The 18,771-nt window shown below is 54.4% G+C and carries 18 protein-coding genes; 10 read left to right on the top strand and 8 right to left on the bottom strand.

Annotated features, from left to right (window positions below):
- Positions 1 to 35: 35 nt before the first annotated feature.
- Together oxlT and RTX30_RS19180 are read right to left on the bottom strand one after the other, a co-directional pair.
- Entirely contained in the window at positions 36 to 1,298 is a 1,263-nt protein-coding gene (gene oxlT / locus RTX30_RS19185; protein ID WP_312691760.1) for an oxalate/formate MFS antiporter, read from the bottom strand.
- 132 nt (positions 1,299 to 1,430) lie between these two features.
- Entirely contained in the window at positions 1,431 to 1,559 is a 129-nt protein-coding gene (locus tag RTX30_RS19180; RefSeq protein ID WP_312691759.1) for a hypothetical protein, read from the bottom strand.
- A gap of 15 nt (positions 1,560 to 1,574) precedes the next feature.
- On the opposite strand from RTX30_RS19180, the gene RTX30_RS19175 reads away from it, so the two are divergent.
- Positions 1,575 to 3,236, top strand: coding sequence for a putative transporter (locus RTX30_RS19175; RefSeq protein ID WP_312691758.1), 1,662 nt, complete (start codon positions 1,575 to 1,577; stop codon positions 3,234 to 3,236).
- On the opposite strand, the gene RTX30_RS19170 is transcribed toward RTX30_RS19175, so the two are convergent.
- Entirely contained in the window at positions 3,204 to 3,950 is a 747-nt protein-coding gene (locus RTX30_RS19170; protein ID WP_312691757.1) for a GntR family transcriptional regulator, read from the bottom strand. The genes RTX30_RS19175 and RTX30_RS19170 overlap by 33 nt on opposite strands.
- Before the next feature lie 221 nt (positions 3,951 to 4,171).
- On the opposite strand from RTX30_RS19170, the gene RTX30_RS19165 reads away from it, so the two are divergent.
- The 5 genes from RTX30_RS19165 (at position 4,172) to RTX30_RS19145 (ending at position 9,001) form a co-directional block, all read left to right on the top strand.
- Positions 4,172 to 5,788, top strand: a complete 1,617-nt coding sequence (locus RTX30_RS19165; protein WP_312691756.1) for an alpha-glucoside-specific PTS transporter subunit IIBC — start codon at positions 4,172 to 4,174, stop codon at positions 5,786 to 5,788.
- Positions 5,785 to 7,107: a 6-phospho-alpha-glucosidase gene (locus RTX30_RS19160; RefSeq protein WP_312691755.1), complete on the top strand. Its 1,323-nt coding sequence runs from the start codon at positions 5,785 to 5,787 to the stop codon at positions 7,105 to 7,107. Before RTX30_RS19165 ends, RTX30_RS19160 begins: the two co-directional genes overlap by 4 nt.
- 104 nt (positions 7,108 to 7,211) lie before the next feature.
- Positions 7,212 to 7,559 (top strand): YidH family protein, encoded by a 348-nt coding sequence (locus RTX30_RS19155; RefSeq protein WP_312691754.1) that lies wholly within the window; start codon positions 7,212 to 7,214, stop codon positions 7,557 to 7,559.
- Positions 7,549 to 7,899 carry a DUF202 domain-containing protein gene (locus RTX30_RS19150; protein ID WP_312691753.1) on the top strand — a complete coding sequence of 117 codons (351 nt, stop codon included), beginning with the start codon at positions 7,549 to 7,551 and terminating at the stop codon, positions 7,897 to 7,899. Before RTX30_RS19155 ends, RTX30_RS19150 begins: the two co-directional genes overlap by 11 nt.
- Before the next feature lie 10 nt (positions 7,900 to 7,909).
- A complete protein-coding gene (locus tag RTX30_RS19145; RefSeq protein ID WP_312691752.1) occupies positions 7,910 to 9,001 on the top strand; it encodes an SPASM domain-containing protein in 1,092 nt (363 codons plus the stop codon).
- 1 nt (position 9,002) lies between these two features.
- Here RTX30_RS19145 and RTX30_RS19140 read toward each other — a convergent pair whose 3' ends face one another.
- Positions 9,003 to 10,319: a D-serine ammonia-lyase gene (locus RTX30_RS19140; RefSeq protein WP_312691751.1), complete on the bottom strand. Its 1,317-nt coding sequence runs from the start codon at positions 10,317 to 10,319 to the stop codon at positions 9,003 to 9,005.
- A gap of 161 nt (positions 10,320 to 10,480) precedes the next feature.
- Here RTX30_RS19140 and RTX30_RS19135 point away from each other — a divergent pair, with 161 nt between their 5' ends.
- Positions 10,481 to 11,569 (top strand): cellulase family glycosylhydrolase, encoded by a 1,089-nt coding sequence (locus RTX30_RS19135; RefSeq protein WP_312691750.1) that lies wholly within the window; start codon positions 10,481 to 10,483, stop codon positions 11,567 to 11,569.
- On the opposite strand, the gene emrD is transcribed toward RTX30_RS19135, so the two are convergent.
- From emrD to tisB, 3 genes are all read right to left on the bottom strand, one after another.
- Entirely contained in the window at positions 11,472 to 12,656 is a 1,185-nt protein-coding gene (gene emrD / locus RTX30_RS19130; protein ID WP_312691749.1) for a multidrug efflux MFS transporter EmrD, read from the bottom strand. The genes RTX30_RS19135 and emrD overlap by 98 nt on opposite strands.
- A gap of 177 nt (positions 12,657 to 12,833) precedes the next feature.
- A complete protein-coding gene (locus tag RTX30_RS19125; RefSeq protein WP_312691748.1) occupies positions 12,834 to 13,667 on the bottom strand; it encodes a DMT family transporter in 834 nt (277 codons plus the stop codon).
- A 119-nt stretch (positions 13,668 to 13,786) separates the two neighbouring features.
- Positions 13,787 to 13,876 (bottom strand): type I toxin-antitoxin system toxin TisB, encoded by a 90-nt coding sequence (gene tisB, locus RTX30_RS19120; RefSeq protein ID WP_312691747.1) that lies wholly within the window; start codon positions 13,874 to 13,876, stop codon positions 13,787 to 13,789.
- Between the two features lie 514 nt (positions 13,877 to 14,390).
- Here tisB and ivbL point away from each other — a divergent pair.
- From ivbL to ilvN, 3 genes are all read left to right on the top strand, one after another.
- Positions 14,391 to 14,489 (top strand): ilvB operon leader peptide IvbL, encoded by a 99-nt coding sequence (gene ivbL, locus RTX30_RS19115; RefSeq protein ID WP_139227959.1) that lies wholly within the window; start codon positions 14,391 to 14,393, stop codon positions 14,487 to 14,489.
- 102 nt (positions 14,490 to 14,591) lie between these two features.
- A complete protein-coding gene (gene ilvB / locus RTX30_RS19110; protein ID WP_312691746.1) occupies positions 14,592 to 16,280 on the top strand; it encodes an acetolactate synthase large subunit in 1,689 nt (562 codons plus the stop codon).
- 3 nt (positions 16,281 to 16,283) lie between these two features.
- Positions 16,284 to 16,568, top strand: coding sequence for an acetolactate synthase small subunit (gene ilvN / locus RTX30_RS19105; RefSeq protein WP_312691745.1), 285 nt, complete (start codon positions 16,284 to 16,286; stop codon positions 16,566 to 16,568).
- 156 nt (positions 16,569 to 16,724) lie between these two features.
- Here ilvN and RTX30_RS19100 read toward each other — a convergent pair whose 3' ends face one another.
- A complete protein-coding gene (locus RTX30_RS19100) occupies positions 16,725 to 18,758 on the bottom strand; it encodes a DUF4034 domain-containing protein (RefSeq protein WP_312691744.1) in 2,034 nt (677 codons plus the stop codon).
- Positions 18,759 to 18,771: the final 13 nt, after the last annotated feature.

The following is an 18,771-nucleotide window of genomic DNA, read 5'->3' as shown; positions in this document are numbered from 1 at the left end:
GTAATAAGAAAAAGCGCCGCATGTCGGCGCTTTTTTTATGCTCGTACCGTTTGTAAAAAACGGTGGCGCCAGGGTTTGAGCACAAACAACGCCAGCAGCGCGCAAACAATATCCAGCGTAATGGCGCAGCCAAATACCAGGCTCCAGCTTCCGCTATGTTGATACATCAGCGCAGCGAGCGGGCCGCCAAAAATAGAACCAATCCCTTGCGAAATATAGAGCCAGCCATAATTTGCCGTTGCGTGCCCGGTGCCGAAGGTATCAGTCAGCGTCGCGGGGAACAGTGAAAAAATCTCCCCCCAGCCGAAAAAGACCACCCCGGAAAGCAGCACAAACAGCAGCGGATCGTCTTTGCACATCAGCCATAGCGCCATGGCACAGCCTTCAAGACCAAACGCGATAAACATCATGTTCTCGCGACCAATACGGTCAGAGATAAAACCGCAAACCGGGCGCGTCAGGCCATTCATAAAACGGTCAATGGTCATCGCCAGCGGCAGTGCCGCCATGCCCAGCACCGTGACCGAGGTGATGCCAAAATCTCCGGCAAAAATCGCCATTTGCGATGTGACCATCAGGCCAGATGTGGACATCATAGTCATCATTACAAACATCAGCCAGAAAAGGGGCTTGCGCAGCATTTGCCGTGGGCTGAAACTTTTATTACTCATCGCTAAAGGGCTGTTCATTTCCGGGAAGCTGACTGTTAGCGGTGCGCGCAACCCCTGGCTGGCGATAAAGCCGATGACCGCCATGATTAACCCGAATTGCCACAGCGTATTTTCCAGCCCTTGAGTCGCCAGCGCCTGTGTAACCGGGAAGGTGGTCAGGATCGCACCCATCCCGTAGCCCGCCGCCACCATCCCTGTGGCAAACCCGCGTTTTTCGGGGAACCAGCGTACCATCAGGCCCACCACGCCAACATAGACAATCCCGGTGCCAAGGCCGCCCAGCACGCCGTAATAGAGATAAAGTTGGGTCAGGCTGCTCATTGTGGCCGTTAGCATCCAGCTTGCACCGCTCAGCACGGTGCCGATCGCTATCAACCGGCGCGGGCCAAATTTATCAATCAGCCGCCCCTGGAAGGGCGAGAAGAAGGTCTGCAAAATGATCAGCAGTGAAAAGGTCAGTTGTATCTCCGCCAGCGGGACGTTTAGCTTCTCCATAAAGGGACGCGTAAACAGCGCCCAGACATACTGTGGGCTGGAGATGGATACCATACACAGCAAGCCCAGTGCTAACTGGGTCCACTTTTTCTGGCTGGCCACCACTACGTTGGTCAATGTTGTGTTCGTCATGCCATCACCCCGTTTTTTAACAAAACTGAGCTTTTGCATTAACTATGCCATAACCCTTTGTTGCGGTTGCCATAATGGCAATGCTTAGCCTGCGTAGGGTTTTCGGGACCCTCAAACCGTATATTGGGTGCTTTAATTCGGTTCAGACCCCCTGAAATGGTGCAGTGTTCGCCACATGTCGAGGCAGAGAAAGCCACGCACTTTGTGCGCCATCACCCATACAACCCAGCCACGCTCTGCCAGAATCGTCATAGTCATCATGTGAGGGAAACGTTCATGAGTGATATTGCCTTAACGGTAAGCGTGCTGGCGCTGGTAGCGGTTGTCGGGTTATGGATTGGCAATGTGAAAATACGCGGTGTCGGGTTCGGCATTGGCGGGGTGCTGTTCGGCGGGATTATCGTCGGCCATTTCGTCGACCAGGCCGGCATTTCATTAAGCAGTCCCATGCTGCATTTCGTCCAGGAGTTTGGCCTGATCCTCTTCGTCTATACCATTGGGATCCAGGTTGGCCCCGGTTTCTTTGCTTCCCTTCGCGTGTCGGGGCTTCGGCTCAATCTGTTCGCGATTCTGATTGTTCTCCTTGGCGGTCTGGTCACCGCGATTCTGCATAAACTGTTTGCTATTCCGCTACCGGTGATCCTGGGGATTTTCTCCGGTGCGGTGACCAATACTCCGGCATTAGGGGCCGGGCAGCAGATCCTGCGTGATTTGGGCATCTCAGGCGGGGTGGTTGATCAAATGGGGATGAGCTATGCGATGGCCTACCCGTTTGGCATTTGCGGTATTTTGCTGACGATGTGGTTGTTACGCGTGCTGTTTCGCGTCAACGTCGATGAGGAAGCGCGTCGGCAGGATTCCACCTTAAGTAGCGGCATATCGCTTATCCGCACCATTAATATTCGCGTTGAAAACCCGAACCTTAACAATATGGCGATCCAGGATGTGCCGATCCTTAACAGCGATAAAATCATCTGCTCGCGGCTTAAACGCGGCGATTTGCTGATGGTACCGTCCCCTGGCACGCTTATCCAGGCGGGGGATTTATTGCATCTGGTTGGGTTGCCGGCGGATCTGCATAGTGCCCAGCTTGTGATCGGTCAGGAGGTCGATACCTCGCTGTCGACACGCGGCACGGATTTGCGCGTAGAACGTGTGGTGGTGACGAACGAGAAGGTATTAGGCAAGAAAATCCGCGACTTACACTTTAAAGAGCGTTATGACGTGGTGATCTCCAGGCTCAACCGAGCCGGGGTGGAACTGGTGGCGAGCAGCGATGCGAGCCTGCAATTCGGCGACATTCTCAATCTGGTTGGTCGGCCAGTGGCGATAGAAGCGGTCGCCAATGAAGTCGGCAACGCCCAGCACAAGCTACAACAGGTGCAGATGCTGCCCGTGTTTATCGGCATTGGCCTCGGGGTGTTGCTCGGTTCGATACCACTTTTTGTGCCGGGGTTTCCGGTTGCGCTGAAGCTGGGGCTGGCCGGGGGGCCGCTGATCACGGCACTGATCCTCGGGCGAATCGGCAGTATCGGCAAGCTGTACTGGTTTATGCCGCCGAGCGCTAACCTGGCGCTGCGCGAACTGGGTATTGTGCTGTTTTTGGCGGTGGTGGGGCTGAAATCCGGCGGTGACTTTATCGCCACCCTGACGCACGGTGACGGGGTTAACTGGATGTGTTACGGCATCTTTATTACTGCGGTGCCACTGATAACGGTCGGTATCGTGGCGCGAATGGTAGCGAAAATGAACTACCTGACGCTATGCGGCATGCTGGCGGGGTCAATGACCGATCCCCCGGCACTGGCGTTCGCTAACGGTCTGCACGCCACCAGCGGCGCAGCCGCACTTTCCTATGCGACCGTTTACCCGCTGGTGATGTTCCTGCGCATTATCACACCACAACTACTGGCGGTGATCTTCTGGGGAATGGGGTAACGGTACTTGTTGATGGATGCGCCGCAGGTGGTAATCCACCTGGTAATCGCGGGTGTTGCGATACATCACTGAATAATTCAGAAATTCACCGCTGTCGCTGTAGGAGAGTGAGGTAATACGCAGCAGCGGTGTCTGTTCTTCAAGGTTTAACACGCCCGCCAGTTGCTTATCCGCCAGTACGGGAGTCAGGCTTTCATAGTTGCCGCTGATCGTTATGCCGCACTCTTTCTCGATGTAATCGAATTTCGACCCTTCCAGGTGTGCCAGAGAAAGGTTGCGAAACAACTTCAAGGGCATATAACTGTCTTCCAGCATTAGCGGTTTTCCCTCTACATAACGTACCCGTCGCGAAAAGTAGATCCGCTCATTCACCTGGATGCGTAACTGGCTGGCAATCGCCGGGGGCGCGGGCATCACTTCGAACTGCAGCACCTGGCTGTACACCTCTTTGCCCTGCTGACGCAGCACTTCTACCAGCCCGGTGAGGTTAGTGGTTTCATGGTGAACATCTTTGCGCGCCACAAATGTTCCGCTGCCGTGTCGGCGTATCACCAGCCCCCACTCGACCAACAGATCAATGGCTTTGCGGACGGTCATCCGCGCGACGCCAAACTCCTGCGCCAGCGTTTTCTCACCGGGCAGCGGACTACCTACGTTGTAATCGGATGAATTGAGCCGCAGACGTAACCGTTCAGCAATGGATTTGTAGATCACTGCTAGACCTCTTTATCCCCGTTAAGCCGCAGGAGCCGTTTTGAGATGTCTATGTTTTGTGATGAAAGTAGACATCAGCAGGGAAAATAAAACCATGAAGGCTATCACGGATCGCAGCGGCGCATCCTGCCCGTAGGGAAGCAAATTCTTATCCTCAATTCAGGCCAACAAAACATAACAAGGCCTTTACCCCCTACAGGTTGTTACATGAGGATTTCAAAATGCTCAGTCAAATACAACGTTTTGGCGGCGCCATGTTTACCCCGGTGCTGCTGTTCCCTTTTGCCGGTATGGTGGTTGGAATCGCCATTATGCTGCGCAACCCGCTGTTCGTCGGCGAAGCGCTAACGACACCCGACAGCCTTTTCGCCCAGATCGTCCATATCATTGAAGAGGGCGGCTGGGCGGTGTTCCGCAATATGCCGCTGATTTTCGCTGTCGGTTTGCCGATTGGTCTGGCTAAACAGGCTCAGGGACGCGCCTGTCTGGCCGTGCTGATTAGCTTTCTGACCTGGAATTATTTTATTAATGCCATGGGCATGACCTGGGGGCATTTTTTTGGTGTCGACTTTGCCGCCGATCCCGTGGCCGGTAGCGGGTTAACGCTGATTGCCGGGATTAAAACGCTCGATACCAGTATTATCGGCGCGATAGCCATTTCCGGTATCGTGACGGCAATCCATAACCGCTACTTTGATAAACCGTTACCGGTCTTTCTTGGCATTTTTCAGGGCACCTCGTTTGTAGTGATTATCGCCTTTCTGGTGATGATCCCTTGCGCATGGCTAACGCTGCTTGGCTGGCCAAAAGTGCAGTTGGGGATTGAATCCCTGCAAGCCTTTTTGCGCTCAGCAGGTGCGCTGGGTGTCTGGGTGTATACCTTCCTTGAACGCATTCTGATCCCCACCGGGTTGCACCATTTCGTCTACGGGCCGTTTATCTTTGGTCCGGCGGCAGTGGAAGGCGGTATTCAGGTGTACTGGGCGCAGCATCTACACGAATTCAGCCAGAGTACCGAGGCGCTGAAAACCCTGTTCCCGGAGGGCGGTTTTGCCCTGCACGGCAATTCTAAAGTGTTCGGTTCCGTCGGTATTGCGCTGGCATTGTGGTACACCGCCGCGCCGGAAAATCGCGTCAAAGTCGCCGGGTTACTGATCCCCGCTACCCTCACGGCTGTGTTGGTGGGCATTACTGAGCCGCTGGAGTTTACCTTCCTGTTTATCTCTCCGCTGCTGTTTGCGGTACACGCAGTGCTGGCCGCCAGCATGGCGACGGTGATGTACAGCTTTGGCGTGGTGGGCAATATGGGCGGCGGTCTGCTCGACCAGTTCCTGCCACAGAACTGGATCCCTATGTTCCACAACCATGCGGCGATGGTCTTCACACAGATTGGTATTGGGCTTTGTTTTACCGCGCTCTATTTCGTGGTGTTCCGCACCCTGATCGTGCACTTCAAGCTGAAAACGCCTGGTCGGGAAGAGAGTGAAGTGAAGCTCTACAGCAAAGCCGATTACAAAGCTGCCCGCGGGCAAAACCCGGCAACGGCTGGTGCGCCACTGAGTCAGGCGCTGGGCTTCCTGCAGGCGCTTGGTGGCGCGACGAATATCGCCAGCATTAATAACTGCGCAACCCGCTTACGCATCACGCTGGTCGAGATGGCGAAAACCGAAAGTGATGATGTTTTCAAAACGCTGGGCGCCCACGGCGTGGTGCGGCGCGGCAATGCTATCCAGGTCATTGTTGGCCTGCACGTACCGCAAGTGCGCGAGCAGCTTGAAGTCTTGATGAAAACCCCTTTAACCAACGAACCATCCCCTATGTCGGAGGCAGTCTCATGAAAAAATTCTCTGTGGTTATTGCAGGCGGCGGCAGCACCTTTACGCCCGGAATTGTGCTGATGCTACTGGCCAACCGCGATCGCTTCCCGCTGCGTGCGCTCAAGTTTTATGACAACGATGGCGCCCGCCAGGAAACCATTGCTGAAGCCTGTAAAATCATTCTGCAGGAGCAGGCTCCGGACATCGATTTTAGTTACACCACTGACCCAAAAGCCGCTTTTAGTGATGTGGATTTTGTGATGGCGCATATCCGCGTGGGCAAATACCCGATGCGCGAACAGGATGAAAAAATCCCGTTACGTCACGGCGTCGTGGGGCAGGAAACATGCGGCCCTGGCGGCATTGCTTACGGTATGCGCTCCATTGGCGGCGTGCTGGAACTGGTCGATTATATGCAGCAGTATTCGCCGAACGCATGGATGCTCAACTACTCCAACCCGGCTGCCATCGTGGCAGAAGCGACACGCCGTTTGCGTCCGCAGGCCAAAATTCTCAACATTTGTGATATGCCGATTGGGATTGAAGGGCGTATGGCACAGATTGTCGGCCTGAAAAACCGCAAACAGATGCGTGTGCGTTATTACGGGCTGAACCACTTTGGCTGGTGGACCTCGATTGAAGATCTGGAGGGGAACGATCTGATGCCGAAGTTGCGCGAATATGTGGCGAAAAATGGCTATGTTCCACCTGCAAACGATGAGCATACGGAAGCCAGCTGGAATGATACCTTCGCCAAAGCCAAAGATGTTCAGGCGCTGGATCCGGACACCATGCCGAACACCTATCTGAAGTATTATTTTTTCCCGGACTATGTGGTAGCGCACTCGAACCCCGAGCGTACCCGGGCCAATGAGGTGATGGATCACCGTGAAAAACAGGTTTTTGGTGCCTGCCGAGCCATTATTTCTGCGGGGAAATCTTCTGCGGGCGATTTAGAAATCGACGAACATGCGTCGTATATTGTTGATCTGGCAACTGCTATCGCGTTTAACACCCAGGAGCGGATGTTGCTGATTGTGCCCAATAACGGCGCTATCCATAACTTCGATGCCGATGCGATGGTTGAAATCCCGTGTCTCGTCGGCAAAAACGGCCCGGAGCCGCTGACGGTGGGCGATATCCCGCATTTCCAGAAAGGGTTGATGAGCCAGCAGGTAGCGGTTGAAAAACTGGTGGTCGATGCCTGGGAACAGCGCTCTTATCAGAAGCTGTGGCAGGCCATCACGCTGTCGAAAACGGTGCCCAGCGCGTCGGTCGCTAAAGCCATTCTGGATGATTTGGTCGCAGCGAATAAAGCTTACTGGCCAGAACTGCAGTGATCCGCATAACCGGCATCGTCAGGTGTCGGTTCTTCGTGTAAACGGGTCGAAAAAAAACAGCGTATCCGCTACCTTGTTGACCAGACCTCTAACAAGGAGCATCCATGAAACTTTCCCGCGTCGGTGAAGCCCCGGATTACCGTTTCTCGCTGGCGAATGAGCGCACCTTTCTGGCATGGATCCGTACAGCTCTGGGGTTTCTGGCGGCAGGCGTCGGGCTGGATCAGCTTGCACCACAATTTGCCACGCCGCTGATCCGCGAAGTGCTGGCGTTATTACTGTGCCTCTTTTCCGGGGCGCTGGCGTTATATGGTTATATGCGCTGGCTGCGTAATGAAAAAGCCATGCGCCTGAAACAAGATCTTCCCTATACCCGTGCGTTGCTGGTTATCAGCGTCGCGTTACTGACCGTGGCGTTGGTGGTAATGGTGCTGGTGTTTTATGCCGGATAACCGCAAAACGCGCCGTGAAACCGATCCCGGTTTACAGCCTGAGCGTACTTCGCTGGCCTGGTTACGCACGCTCTTTGGCTACGGTGCGCTGATGGCGCTGGCGGTGAAGCACAACTGGCAGCAGTCGGGCATGCCGTTCTGGATTTCGATTGCTGTGCTGGCGCTGGTTGCGGCGATGCTCTGGCGTTACACACACAAACGCATCTTAATGGATGTGAATAACAGTGATTTCGTCTTACCTGGTGCCATTCGTGACAAATTATTGATCTCTCTCGCGGTGCTTTTACTCGCCTTGCTGTTTGCTGTAACGCATATACGTCAGTTACTTTTATTTCTCTGAGGAATAAGTCATGCAAGGCTGCCACGTTATGGTCAGGCCTGTCAGCACGCGCTGCCATCTTCACTGCTGTGACGGTATCACCCAACATATTATGGATGGCGCTACGCTGGAGGCGTTTATCCGCCAGCAGTTTGCGGCGCAACCTACGGATGCCGTGATGTCATTCGTCTGGCAGGGTGAAGAGCCAACCCTCTGCGGGCTGGACTTTTTCCACCGTGTTGCGGCTTTGCAAGCACTGTATGCCAATGGCAGATGCATAGAAAATGTCTTTCAAACCAGCGGCATTCACCTGAATGACGCCTGGTGCAGATTATTCCATGAACAGGACTGGCAGGTAGAGATCACGGCTAACGCGTGGGGTGATGCTGACTGCTGCGGTAAATCCGCGCATACAGAGGTAATAAATGCGATTGAAACGCTGAGAAAACATCGGATTGTGTTCAGTTTGCACTGCGCGGTGAATAACCTTAATAGTCAGCAGCCGTTGCATCTGTATCGCTATTTGCGCGCGCTCGGTACGCCGTTTTTGCAGTTCATTCCCTGTGTTGAACAGGATGCAGACGGAAACCTGACTCCAGCGTCCGTAAGCGCGGAAGCATGGGGGCATTTCCTCACTACGGTGTTTGATTGCTGGGCGCGGGAAGATATTGGCCGGGTGAACATTCAGCTGTTTGAATCAACGCTCAGCGTATGGCGCGGCGCGGCTTCGCCGCTATGTAGTTTCGACGAAACCTGTGAGCATATTTTGACGGTGGATGCTGACGGCGATGTGTACCCGTGCGATCGCGATCCCGGTACCGACTACCGCCCTGGTCATCTCTACCAAAGCCCGATTCACTCGCTAAACACAGACGACAACGCTTTCGCTTTCAGGCAGCGAAAAAAAAACACACTAAGCGATGAATGCCGCCATTGTGATGTGCTGCGGTTATGCGGTGGTGATTGCCCGCAACACCGTTTCATGCAGCATAAAAGCGCCCTGTGTGCGGGGTATTATCGCTTTTTCAGCCACTCCGCGCCTTATATGCGCGTAATGCGCGATTTGCTAAACCAGCGGCGCTCGCCAATGGAATTGATGGCGATTTTGCGCGAGCGCGGCTGAATTATTGCGCTTTGGCCAGATACTGCGCCATCTCGTTAGCGGGCACCATCCCGCCGCCGGTGGCCCACACCAGATGGGTTGCCTGGGCCAGTTGCGTCGTCGTGAATCCCTGTAACCGATGATAATGGTGATCCGCACAAATGCGCTGTGGCCCTGCCATACCGGCCAGCGCCGACGGCTCCAGCAGAATGTTCTCTTCCTGCGCCAGCCAGCCTAACAGAGTGTAGAGCGTGCAGTCGTCAACGGTGTAGAACCCGTCGAGCAGACGCTCCATCGCCCGGCCAACAAAACCGGACGCGCGACCAACAGCCAGCCCATCTGCCGCGGTCTGGTTATCTATCCCCACATCCTGAACGGCAATCCTGTCATGTAAACCGGTATGCACTCCCAGCAGCATGCAAGGCGAGTGGGTGGGTTCCGCGAAAATACAGTGAACATGATCGCCAAAGGCCAGTTTCAGGCCAAATGCCACCCCTCCCGGCCCGCCACCAACGCCGCAGGGCAGATAGACAAATAGCGGGTGTGCGTTATCAACGACCTTACCCAGCCGGGTAAACTGATCTTTTAGTCGTTGCCCGGCAACGGCATAGCCTAAAAAGAGCGTGCGCGAGTTTTCGTCGTCGATAAAAAAACATCTGGCATCGTTTTCAGCAGCGCGACGACCTTGTTCGACGGCGACGCCGTAATCGTCGGCATACTCCACCACTTTCACGCCATGGCTACGGAGTTTCGCCTTCTTCCAGGCCCTGGCGTCGGCAGACATGTGCACCGTGACGTTAAAGCCGAGACGTGCGCCGATAATACCAATCGATAAACCGAGATTGCCGGTAGAGCCGACGGCAATACTGTACTGGCTGAAGAAGTGGGTAAATTCGGCGGATAACACTTTACTGTAATCGTCGTGCGGGCTGAGTAAGTTGGCGGAAAAAGCCAGCTTCTCCGCATGGGTCAGCACTTCATAGATGCCGCCGCGCGCCTTAATGGAGCCAGAAACAGGCAGATGGCTGTCTTTTTTTAACCACAACTCGCCGCCATGTTGAAGCCCCAGGCGACGCTGCATCGCCGGAATTGGTACCACATCTGATTCTATAATGCCGTTGCGAGCGGCTGTTTCCGGGAAGGCCTGCGCCAGAAACGGCGCAAAACGGGCAAGGCGGGCATGGGCGTCGCTCACATCCTCTTTTGTCAGGCCAACATGCGGCAATGCATGTGCAAGCGAGGTAGTATTAGGGTTAAACCACTGCGTTTCCTGCAGGTCGATGAGTTGCTGAACCAGCGGAAATTGCTGGACGAGTTTTTGGATATCGGCGTTATTCATCTTTGGCTTATCGTCAGGAAAGGATGAGTAAAGAAAACAGGAATACGCCGTCTGTGCAAGTGTGGAGAAGGATTGAGAATTTATTACGCTTTGGCGCTACACCTGGTACGTCAAAGCATGATAAATACATGTATTCGCCCCTGATTTTCGCAAGGTCAACTGTGTTAAAGCCACTGATTGCTGTTGTTATGTTGCTGGCGGCAACCCCTGCGTTTGCTGCTGAAACCCCGCTCACGGCGGCGCGTTACGCGCAGCAGTTGGGGGTGGGGATGGATGTTGACTGGGCGCGTACCGAGCGGGGGATCCGTGAATTCGATCCGCTGATTGTGCGTGACTTTTATAATGCCGGTATACGCCATGTGCGCATCCGTGTTGCCGACCCGATGACCGAAGCGCGGTTGATCCATTTGCGTAAGCTGGTGGAAGCCTGCGAAGAGTACGGCGTGATCCCGGTGATAGCCTACCAGGCCGACAGTTTTAAAGCCGATCCGGACGCAAAAAATGAAGCGCAACTGGTGGCCTGGTGGAATACAGTCGCCACCTTTTTTGGTACTGAACACCCCATGCTGGGCTTTGATGTGATTTATGAGCCTGCCGATAAGCTCAATCATGATTTGCCTGCGCTGAACCGGGTATATGAAAAAATCGTTAAAAACCTGCACGATATCGATCCGCAACGCATGATTTTTATCGCGCCGCGCATGCGTGCGGCACCGGAAGATCTCCCCTCCCTGAAGTTGCCAGCACATAGCCAGAATTACCTGCTGGCGGAGTGGCATATTTTCCCGTGGGGGCCGCTGAAAAATAACGGCAAATATCCCTGGACCTCCGGTACAGCGGCTGAGAAAGCCGCGATCCGCGGGCGCATTAACCAGGCGCTGCACTGGCAGCAGAAAACGGGGCATACCAGCTGGGTAGGCGGCTGGGCGGTGGGCGAGTCAATGAAAAGTATGCCGACCGAGTCGCAAATGGCGTTCGCCAGTTTTATGGCGTGTGAGCTTAATAAAGCGAAAATCCCTTATGCCATTAATGCCGACACGCAATTTTATGATGGTGAAGAGGGGGCCTGGCGACCTGCGCCGGAGCCATTACTGAAGGTGATGATCGCCCCGGAATGTGAAAAGCCCGACGCGAAGTCGGGCCATCATGAGGTTAAATCGCCTGTTCGTGGTGGGCAGAGCGCGACGCCAGCGGCAACCAGCACAGCAGAATCAAAAGCCCCGCCAGCGTCATCAGCATCCCAAGGCTAAACTGGCCATTTTGCGGCAGTTGCGCCGACAGCCAGGCCAGACCGCCGGAACCGATATTTTGTAAACCGCCGACCAGCGCGCCAGCCGTCCCGGCCAGGAACGGGAAAGGTTCCATCGCGCCGCTGGTGGCCAGGGGGAACAACATACCGGCACCGAAAAAGAACAGTGCGGCGGGCACCAGTAGCGTCCAGATTGTCATCACCCCGAACCAGCCTGGCACCCACATCATCACCCCGGCCGCCAGGCAACTGAGCACCGACTGCCACATCAGTATTGAAAAACGCTTGTTCTGCCGGCCGGCAAACCATGCGCCGAAGAACGCCGCCGGGATTGGCAAAATAAACAGAATGCTCACCGTTATGCTGTTAAGACCGAGCACCCCACCCATCAGCACGCCGGAGCTGGCTTCAAACACTGCAATCCCAGCCAGGCCGCCGATCAACATCAGCAAATAGCAGGTAAATGCGCCATGACTAAACAGGGTTTTATAGCTCTCTGACAGTCGCATTCGGGTGGCTGTCACCGGTCGGGTTTCTGGCATCCAGCGGGCCATACTCCAGGTCACCAGCATGCACAGCGCCAGCAAAAAGATAAAACAGGCGCGCCAGTTCACCAGCGTATTCAATACACCGCCAATCAAGGGTGCCAGCAACGGGCTGACCAGGATGCCCATATTCAGCAGACTGTTAGCATGCCGCAATTCCGTACCGGCGTAGAGATCACGCGGGAGAGTTCTTGCCATCACGCCGCCAACCCCGGTACCCACGCCCTGTAGCGCGCTGGCAAGGATCAGAATGGTCAGGCTATGCGTGGTGATGGCAATAAGTGTCGCCAGCATAAAAATGCTCATCCCGACGAGGATCACCGGGCGCCGGCCAACCCTGTCCGCCAGTGGGCCGTAAAACAGCTGCGACACGCCATAGGTCAACAGGTACGCCGCCATCACGCTTTGCACCGCGCCTTCACGCACATTCAAATCGCGCGCCATATCGGCGATTGCCGGAATATAAATGGTTTGTGCCATCTGCCCGACGGCGACCAGGAGCACCAGCATCAATAACAAATTGACGTTTCTCTGCCTTTTCATTTCGCTGATTACTTTTAGAAAATGGGAAATTAAAGAATATGTTGCTGTGATACAGCCTTAATGCGAGAGGAATCTACCACAGGAAGATGACAGAACCACTATGCGGGGCAGCGATGAAGGGGCGACGCCAGGCAGGATTTGTAAACGATTTTCGGCAACTTTTGTTGCCAGTTTGCATCAGGACAGGCGCAACAAAATGGCGCCTGCGGCAATGCCAAACGCCGCGGCAATCCGCAGGCCAGAAATTTTTTCTTTGAGTAAGATAAAAGCGATAAAGGCGCCGAACAGGATGGAGGTTTCTCGCAGTGCTGCAACCACCGCCAGGGGAGCCTGGGTCATTGCCCACAGTGCCAGACCATAAGAACCCATGGTACCAATGCCGCCTGGCAGGCCCCTTTTCCAGTTAGCGACCAGATAACGTGAGACTTCCTGCCGACGTGCCAGCATTGCCCAGGCCAGCAGGCAAAAACCGTTAAGAAAAAAGGTCCACAGCGAGTAGCCCAGTGCACTTCCCGCCAGACGCACGCCAGTACCATCCACCAGTGTGTACCCGGCAATGAAACAGGAATTAAGCAGCGCCAGCCAGATGCCTTTTCCTGGCTGGCTACGGCCATTAAACGCCATACCGAGTATCGACAGGCACACTACGGCAATACCAACCCAGGCGGTGACGGAGAGCGAATCGCCCAGTATCAGCACGCTTATCAGCGCCACGAGTAAGGGGGCGGTACCGCGCATCAGCGGGTAGGTCTGGCTCATGTCTGATACCTGGTAAGTTTTCGCCACCAGTACGGTGTAAACCACCTGCAATACGCAACTTGCGGCGAGATAAGGCGCACTGGCAAGGTCTGGTTGTGGAGAAAAAGGCAGTAAAACCAGCGCAATGAAAGACGCCGAGCCACTTACGGCGATGGCGGAATAGAGCTTGTCGCTGCCTGCTTTGACAATGGCATTCCAGCTGGCGTGCAGCAGGGCGGCGAACAACAAAATACAGAAAACAGAAAGGGTCATAGCAGCCAGCGTGGATGAATTGTCACCAAAATGTAACACGCAGGCGATTAATGATGCCAGAAGGAGAGTGTTAAAGAGGGGCGGTTTCCCGCCCCTCTTTGGTGCGGCTTGAACCTGAATTACCGCAGGTATTTCAGGACTGCATCAAGCAGTTGCAGCAAAGCAACAATGAGTTTCAGGATGAGAATAACCATATCCATTCCGCCCATACGCGTCTCCTCTGGTTTAAGGAGCACCGACTGATGTACCTTTCCGCTGCCTGTTATCAGTCTGTTGTTGACGTAACGCAGTGTGCTCTTCAGGGGTTAAGGCGCTGACGGCACCACCCGTTTCAGCCAGGACTATGTTTGCGCCGTTGAACAAAGCGGCCCCTGCACCTTCGTTAACAGAGTTATTATATATAAATACTGTTTATGCATACAGTATTTTTTGGACAAATTTTAGCAAGTGGTCCATAGTTAATGCGGGAAAAACTGTGCTGAAATTGCGCCGCGTGTAGATTTGGCGTATAGTTTTGCCGTTGACCTAACGCAGTGTGCTTTGCGGCAACCAACCGCAAAAAGCTGTTAAAAACCTCGCTCCGGCGGGGTTTTTTGTTTTCAGAGCTTGTGCAAATTAACGTGATCCTTCCCCCATTTTTCTGCCGGTGCGTAAAAAGCAGTTGTCGGCGGCAAAAACCTGTGTTTGTATAAATCTCGTTAACCTTTTACAAACAGGTCCCTAATGAACGCTTCCACGATGTCGATGAACCTACTAAAAACCGCGCATAACGCCGCGGTGGTCGTCGTGCGTGTGGTGGTGGTCGTCGGCAATGCGCCGTAGGGTCCGGAACAACACACGATTCCAAAACCCCGCCGGCGCAAACCGGGCGGGGTTTTTCGTTTTAGCCTCCCTGGAAAGTCGGCCCAGAAGAAGGACTGGAGCATGGCAAGTTCGGGCACAACATCACAACCTACGCGCTACACCGGCGCGCAACTGATTGTTCATTTACTGGAACGTCAGGGGATCACCACCGTTACCGGGATCCCCGGCGGTACGGTGCTCCCGTTATACGACGCATTAAGCCAGAGTAAGCAAATCCGTCATATCCTTGCTCGCCACGAACAGGGTGCCGGGTTTATCGCCCAGGGGATGGCGCGTACGCAGGGCAAACCCGCGGTCTGTATGGCCTGCAGCGGACCGGGTGCGACAAATCTGGTGACGGCTATTGCCGATGCACGGCTCGATTCCATTCCGCTGATCTGCATTACCGGCCAGGTGCCGGCTTCAATGATCGGCACCGATGCATTCCAGGAAGTCGACACTTACGGCATCTCTATCCCCATCACTAAGCACAACTACCTGGTCCGTGACATTGCCGAATTGCCGCAGGTGATCAGCGATGCGTTCCGTATTGCGCAATCCGGTCGCCCTGGCCCGGTGTGGATAGATATTCCTAAAGATGTGCAGACCGCGGAAATCACCCTCAGCGAGCTGCCGGAACCCGGAGGCAAAGCGCCTGCACCTGCATATAACGCGCAAAACGTGCGCGATGCTGCCGCCATGATCAATGCTGCGCAACGCCCGGTGCTCTACCTGGGCGGCGGGGTGATCAATGCGCCGAAGCAGGTACGTCTGCTGGCGGAAAAAGCCAATCTGCCCACCACCATGACGCTGATGGCACTCGGCATGTTGCCAAAACATCACCCGTTATCGCTGGGGATGCTGGGCATGCATGGTGCACGTAGCACTAACCATATCTTGCATGAGGCAGACTTACTGGTCGTATTGGGGGCTCGTTTTGATGACCGGGCGATTGGCAAAACCGAGCAATTTTGCCCGAACGCCAAAATCATTCATGTCGATATAGATCGCGCCGAGCTGGGCAAAATTAAGCAGGCGCATGTGGCGATCCAGGGCGATGTGGCGGAAGTGCTCGATGCGCTGATCCCGCACGTTGAAGCGCATTCGCGTCATAGCTGGCGTAACCTGGTCACACAGTTACAGCAGGAATTTCCGGGGGCGATCCCGCAGGCGGGCGATCCACTGACGCACTACGGTCTGATCAATGCGGTTGCCGCCTGCGTTGATGACGAGGCGATTATTACTACCGATGTGGGTCAGCATCAGATGTGGACGGCGCAGGCTTATCCGCTGAACCGTCCGCGCCAGTGGCTGACTTCGGGCGGTCTGGGAACCATGGGCTTTGGTTTGCCAACAGCAATTGGCGCGGCGCTGGCGAACCCGGCGCGTAAGGTGATTTGTTTCTCTGGCGACGGCAGCCTGATGATGAACATTCAGGAGATGGCCACCGCCGCGGAAAACAATCTGGATGTCAAAATCATTCTGATGAATAACGAAGCGCTGGGCCTGGTGCATCAGCAACAAAGCCTGTTCTATAAACAAGGGGTATTTGCGGCTACCTACCCGGGAATGATTAATTTCACCCAGATTGCTGCCGGGTTTGGCCTGCACACTTGTGATTTGAACGAGGTTGCCGACCCGCAAGCCGCCTTGCAGGAGATCATTAACCGTCCGGGGCCGGCGCTGATCCATGTGCGTATCGACCCGCAGGAAAAAGTCTACCCGATGGTGCCGCCAGGCGCGGCAAACACAGAAATGGTGGGGGAATAAACCATGCAAGCAACTGATAACGTCATTCTCGAACTCACCGTGCGTAACCACCCGGGTGTGATGACACACGTATGTGGGTTGTTTGCCCGGCGGGCATTCAACGTTGAAGGGATCCTCTGTTTACCGCTCCAAAACGGCGAGCAGAGCCGCATCTGGCTTCAGGTCGCCAACGATCAGCGTCTGGAACAGATGATCAGTCAAATAGATAAGCTGGAAGATGTGGTGCAAATTATCCGCCACCAGACCGATCCCGGCGTGTTTAATAAGCTTGGATTGTTCTTCGAATAAACCCGCCACGGCGCGCCGCTTAAGAGGTAAGCGGCGCGCTGAGGATCACTTTTTGCGCGGCAGCGGCGCGTGAAGATAGTGTTTCATCTCTTTATCCGTGCGAAAGGCACAAATTAAAGCAAAAATGACGACACCCCATAAGGTCACAGACATTGATTAGTCCTCCTTCATTCCCAGACTTTCTAACAGGTTAAGTTGCCAGGCCGGCGCTTTTTTCTTCGCCATTTTGGCAAACAGCCACAACACCAAAAATCCACGGTATTTTCTGCTATGGCAGACGGCCATTTTTTGGTAATGCATCTCCCCTGGTGCAAGCTGCGTCGCATAACTTAACCAGTAAACCATCAGATAACAGTTTCTGCGCAAGCCGCCTCGCCGGTTATACAAACCAAACGCGTACAGATAGGCGATATAGGCCAGTTTCTCGCTATCAACCCTTGCGCCCAGTAAGACCTGTGGGCAGATCTCTTCTACCGCCAGCTTCTGGTGCGCAAGTTCCAGCGACCAGAAGAGCGCACAGGCATAATCATACTGCGCCAGCGCGTGGCCTTTTGCGGTGGCTTCTGCCAGTAACGTCAGCCGTTCTTCCAGAGCCTCCCGGCCGGACTGCATCTCCAGAATGCGGCTTTTACGAAACAGGGCTTCTGGCGAATGCGTACGACAGGCTCGTTCAAGCGCCACAGCGGATTTCTCTTGCGAAGGCGTGAGCTGTAAATTCTCTGCCGCGACCGGATCCATTCCGGCGTAGATCTCGCTCAATAAAAGCAGTGCTGGTGCAAAGTCACGCTCGCCTAACTGTGTTAAAAAAGCCTGTGCCTGCGCTTTCTGTTGAAAGAAGCATAGCCTGTTTAACGTGGTATTCAGCAGTTCAATCGGCAGCCTGTCCTCCGTTTGCAACAGACGTGCGATCCAAGGTTCAACCGGGCCAGGTAACTGAATATCCTGCAGCGGAAAGAGACGCAAATAGACACTGAACAGCATTTCCATGGCGCTTTCACAGCGCGCGCCAGTGAGGTCAAAGTAGCGTTTGAGCAACGCCTTATCATCACTGAGTTGGTATTCTTTGTGACATAGCACCGTTAACAACCAGAACAGTAAAGCCCCTTCCTGCTCGACAAGTAAACGCCATGCGTTACTGTGCAAAATAAAATGAATGCTGTCGTAAATGTGTCGGGCGAAACGTGGGCTTTCCGCATAAAAATTATTGTCGTCGTCGAGCAGGAAATGGGTACAGATATTCAAATACGTGTAATGCAGCGAGGCTTTATCCTCTTCCGACACGTCCAGCGTTAATAATTGCTGGCAGAGCTCATCGAATTTTCGCACTTTGCCGATCTTACTTTTCTCCGGCCAGTGTTGAGGGTTCGCCAGTTTATCCAGCAGTTTCACGCTATAAAGCTTATTACGCCGGGTTTCCGGTAAGGGAGCGCAGTAATCACTGGCGAGGAAGGCGTCCAGCGAGGCGTGTTCCTCATCTCCGTACCAGCGCGGGTAAAGGTAATGAATGAACTGTTCGCGTATCGGCATATTATCCGCGTCGCATTCCAGTGCCCGGTTCAGCCAATAGATAAGGGGATTACGTGTTTCCACCTCGTTGGCGACAGGAAGGCCGGTAAACACCGGGGCTTCGGACAGGGGTAATCCACCGAGCGAGCGGGCAAATGTGATGGCTTCCGGCGTATAGGCGGCAAGATCAAAATGGACAGGCTCGTGTGCCTGGTGGAACCACTCAGGCTCCTGAAAATGCCCGGTTGCGACCAGTAAATGGTAATACATGGTCGGCGTCGTACTGTTCAGCGACAGGGCTTTGGCCGCCCAGTAAAACATCAGATCGCTACTGATTTTGGCCCGGATCCACTGGTTAGCGGTGACATGATCTGCAGCGTGCGTTCCACGCGCTTTCGCCGCTATCTCCAGCCAGCGTTGCGCGAGCATTTCGCAAGGGTAGCTGGACTGCGGCTGGCTTTGATGCCAGGCCGTTAACGACAGGGCTATTGTCTCGTCGCTGAATAATAAAGGCGTGAACAGAAAGGTGTACTGGCTTATCAGCGGATAGAGGGGATCATCCTTGTTGGATTGCCAGTTTTTTTCTGCGACGCTAAAAAATTGCGTCAGTTTCTCGTACTCCCCGGCTTGCAACCAGTCACGTAGCTGCTGTCGGGCAGTCCATATTTCATCCAGTGAAATCATGTCGCCTCAGGAA

Origin of the sequence: Kosakonia sp., assembly GCF_032052965.1 — a bacterium.
Lineage (GTDB): Bacteria > Pseudomonadota > Gammaproteobacteria > Enterobacterales > Enterobacteriaceae > Kosakonia.
This window is presented reverse-complemented; position numbering and strand designations above follow the sequence as displayed.

Excerpts from the sequence above, each read along its gene's own strand:
- oxlT (WP_312691760.1), bottom strand. The coding sequence starts at position 1,298 with ATGACGAACACAACATTGACCAACGTAGTGGTGGCCAGCCAGAAAAAG.
- RTX30_RS19180 (WP_312691759.1), bottom strand. The coding sequence starts at position 1,559 with ATGATGACTATGACGATTCTGGCAGAGCGTGGCTGGGTTGTATGGGTG.
- RTX30_RS19175 (WP_312691758.1), top strand. The coding sequence starts at position 1,575 with ATGAGTGATATTGCCTTAACGGTAAGCGTGCTGGCGCTGGTAGCGGTT.
- RTX30_RS19165 (WP_312691756.1), top strand. The coding sequence starts at position 4,172 with ATGCTCAGTCAAATACAACGTTTTGGCGGCGCCATGTTTACCCCGGTG.
- RTX30_RS19160 (WP_312691755.1), top strand. The coding sequence starts at position 5,785 with ATGAAAAAATTCTCTGTGGTTATTGCAGGCGGCGGCAGCACCTTTACG.
- RTX30_RS19155 (WP_312691754.1), top strand. The coding sequence starts at position 7,212 with ATGAAACTTTCCCGCGTCGGTGAAGCCCCGGATTACCGTTTCTCGCTG.
- RTX30_RS19150 (WP_312691753.1), top strand. The coding sequence starts at position 7,549 with ATGCCGGATAACCGCAAAACGCGCCGTGAAACCGATCCCGGTTTACAG.
- RTX30_RS19145 (WP_312691752.1), top strand. The coding sequence starts at position 7,910 with ATGCAAGGCTGCCACGTTATGGTCAGGCCTGTCAGCACGCGCTGCCAT.
- RTX30_RS19140 (WP_312691751.1), bottom strand. The coding sequence starts at position 10,319 with ATGAATAACGCCGATATCCAAAAACTCGTCCAGCAATTTCCGCTGGTT.
- emrD (WP_312691749.1), bottom strand. The coding sequence starts at position 12,656 with ATGAAAAGGCAGAGAAACGTCAATTTGTTATTGATGCTGGTGCTCCTG.
- RTX30_RS19125 (WP_312691748.1), bottom strand. The coding sequence starts at position 13,667 with ATGACCCTTTCTGTTTTCTGTATTTTGTTGTTCGCCGCCCTGCTGCAC.
- tisB (WP_312691747.1), bottom strand. The coding sequence starts at position 13,876 with ATGGGCGGAATGGATATGGTTATTCTCATCCTGAAACTCATTGTTGCT.
- ivbL (WP_139227959.1), top strand. The coding sequence starts at position 14,391 with ATGAACGCTTCCACGATGTCGATGAACCTACTAAAAACCGCGCATAAC.
- ilvB (WP_312691746.1), top strand. The coding sequence starts at position 14,592 with ATGGCAAGTTCGGGCACAACATCACAACCTACGCGCTACACCGGCGCG.
- ilvN (WP_312691745.1), top strand. The coding sequence starts at position 16,284 with ATGCAAGCAACTGATAACGTCATTCTCGAACTCACCGTGCGTAACCAC.
- RTX30_RS19100 (WP_312691744.1), bottom strand. The coding sequence starts at position 18,758 with ATGATTTCACTGGATGAAATATGGACTGCCCGACAGCAGCTACGTGAC.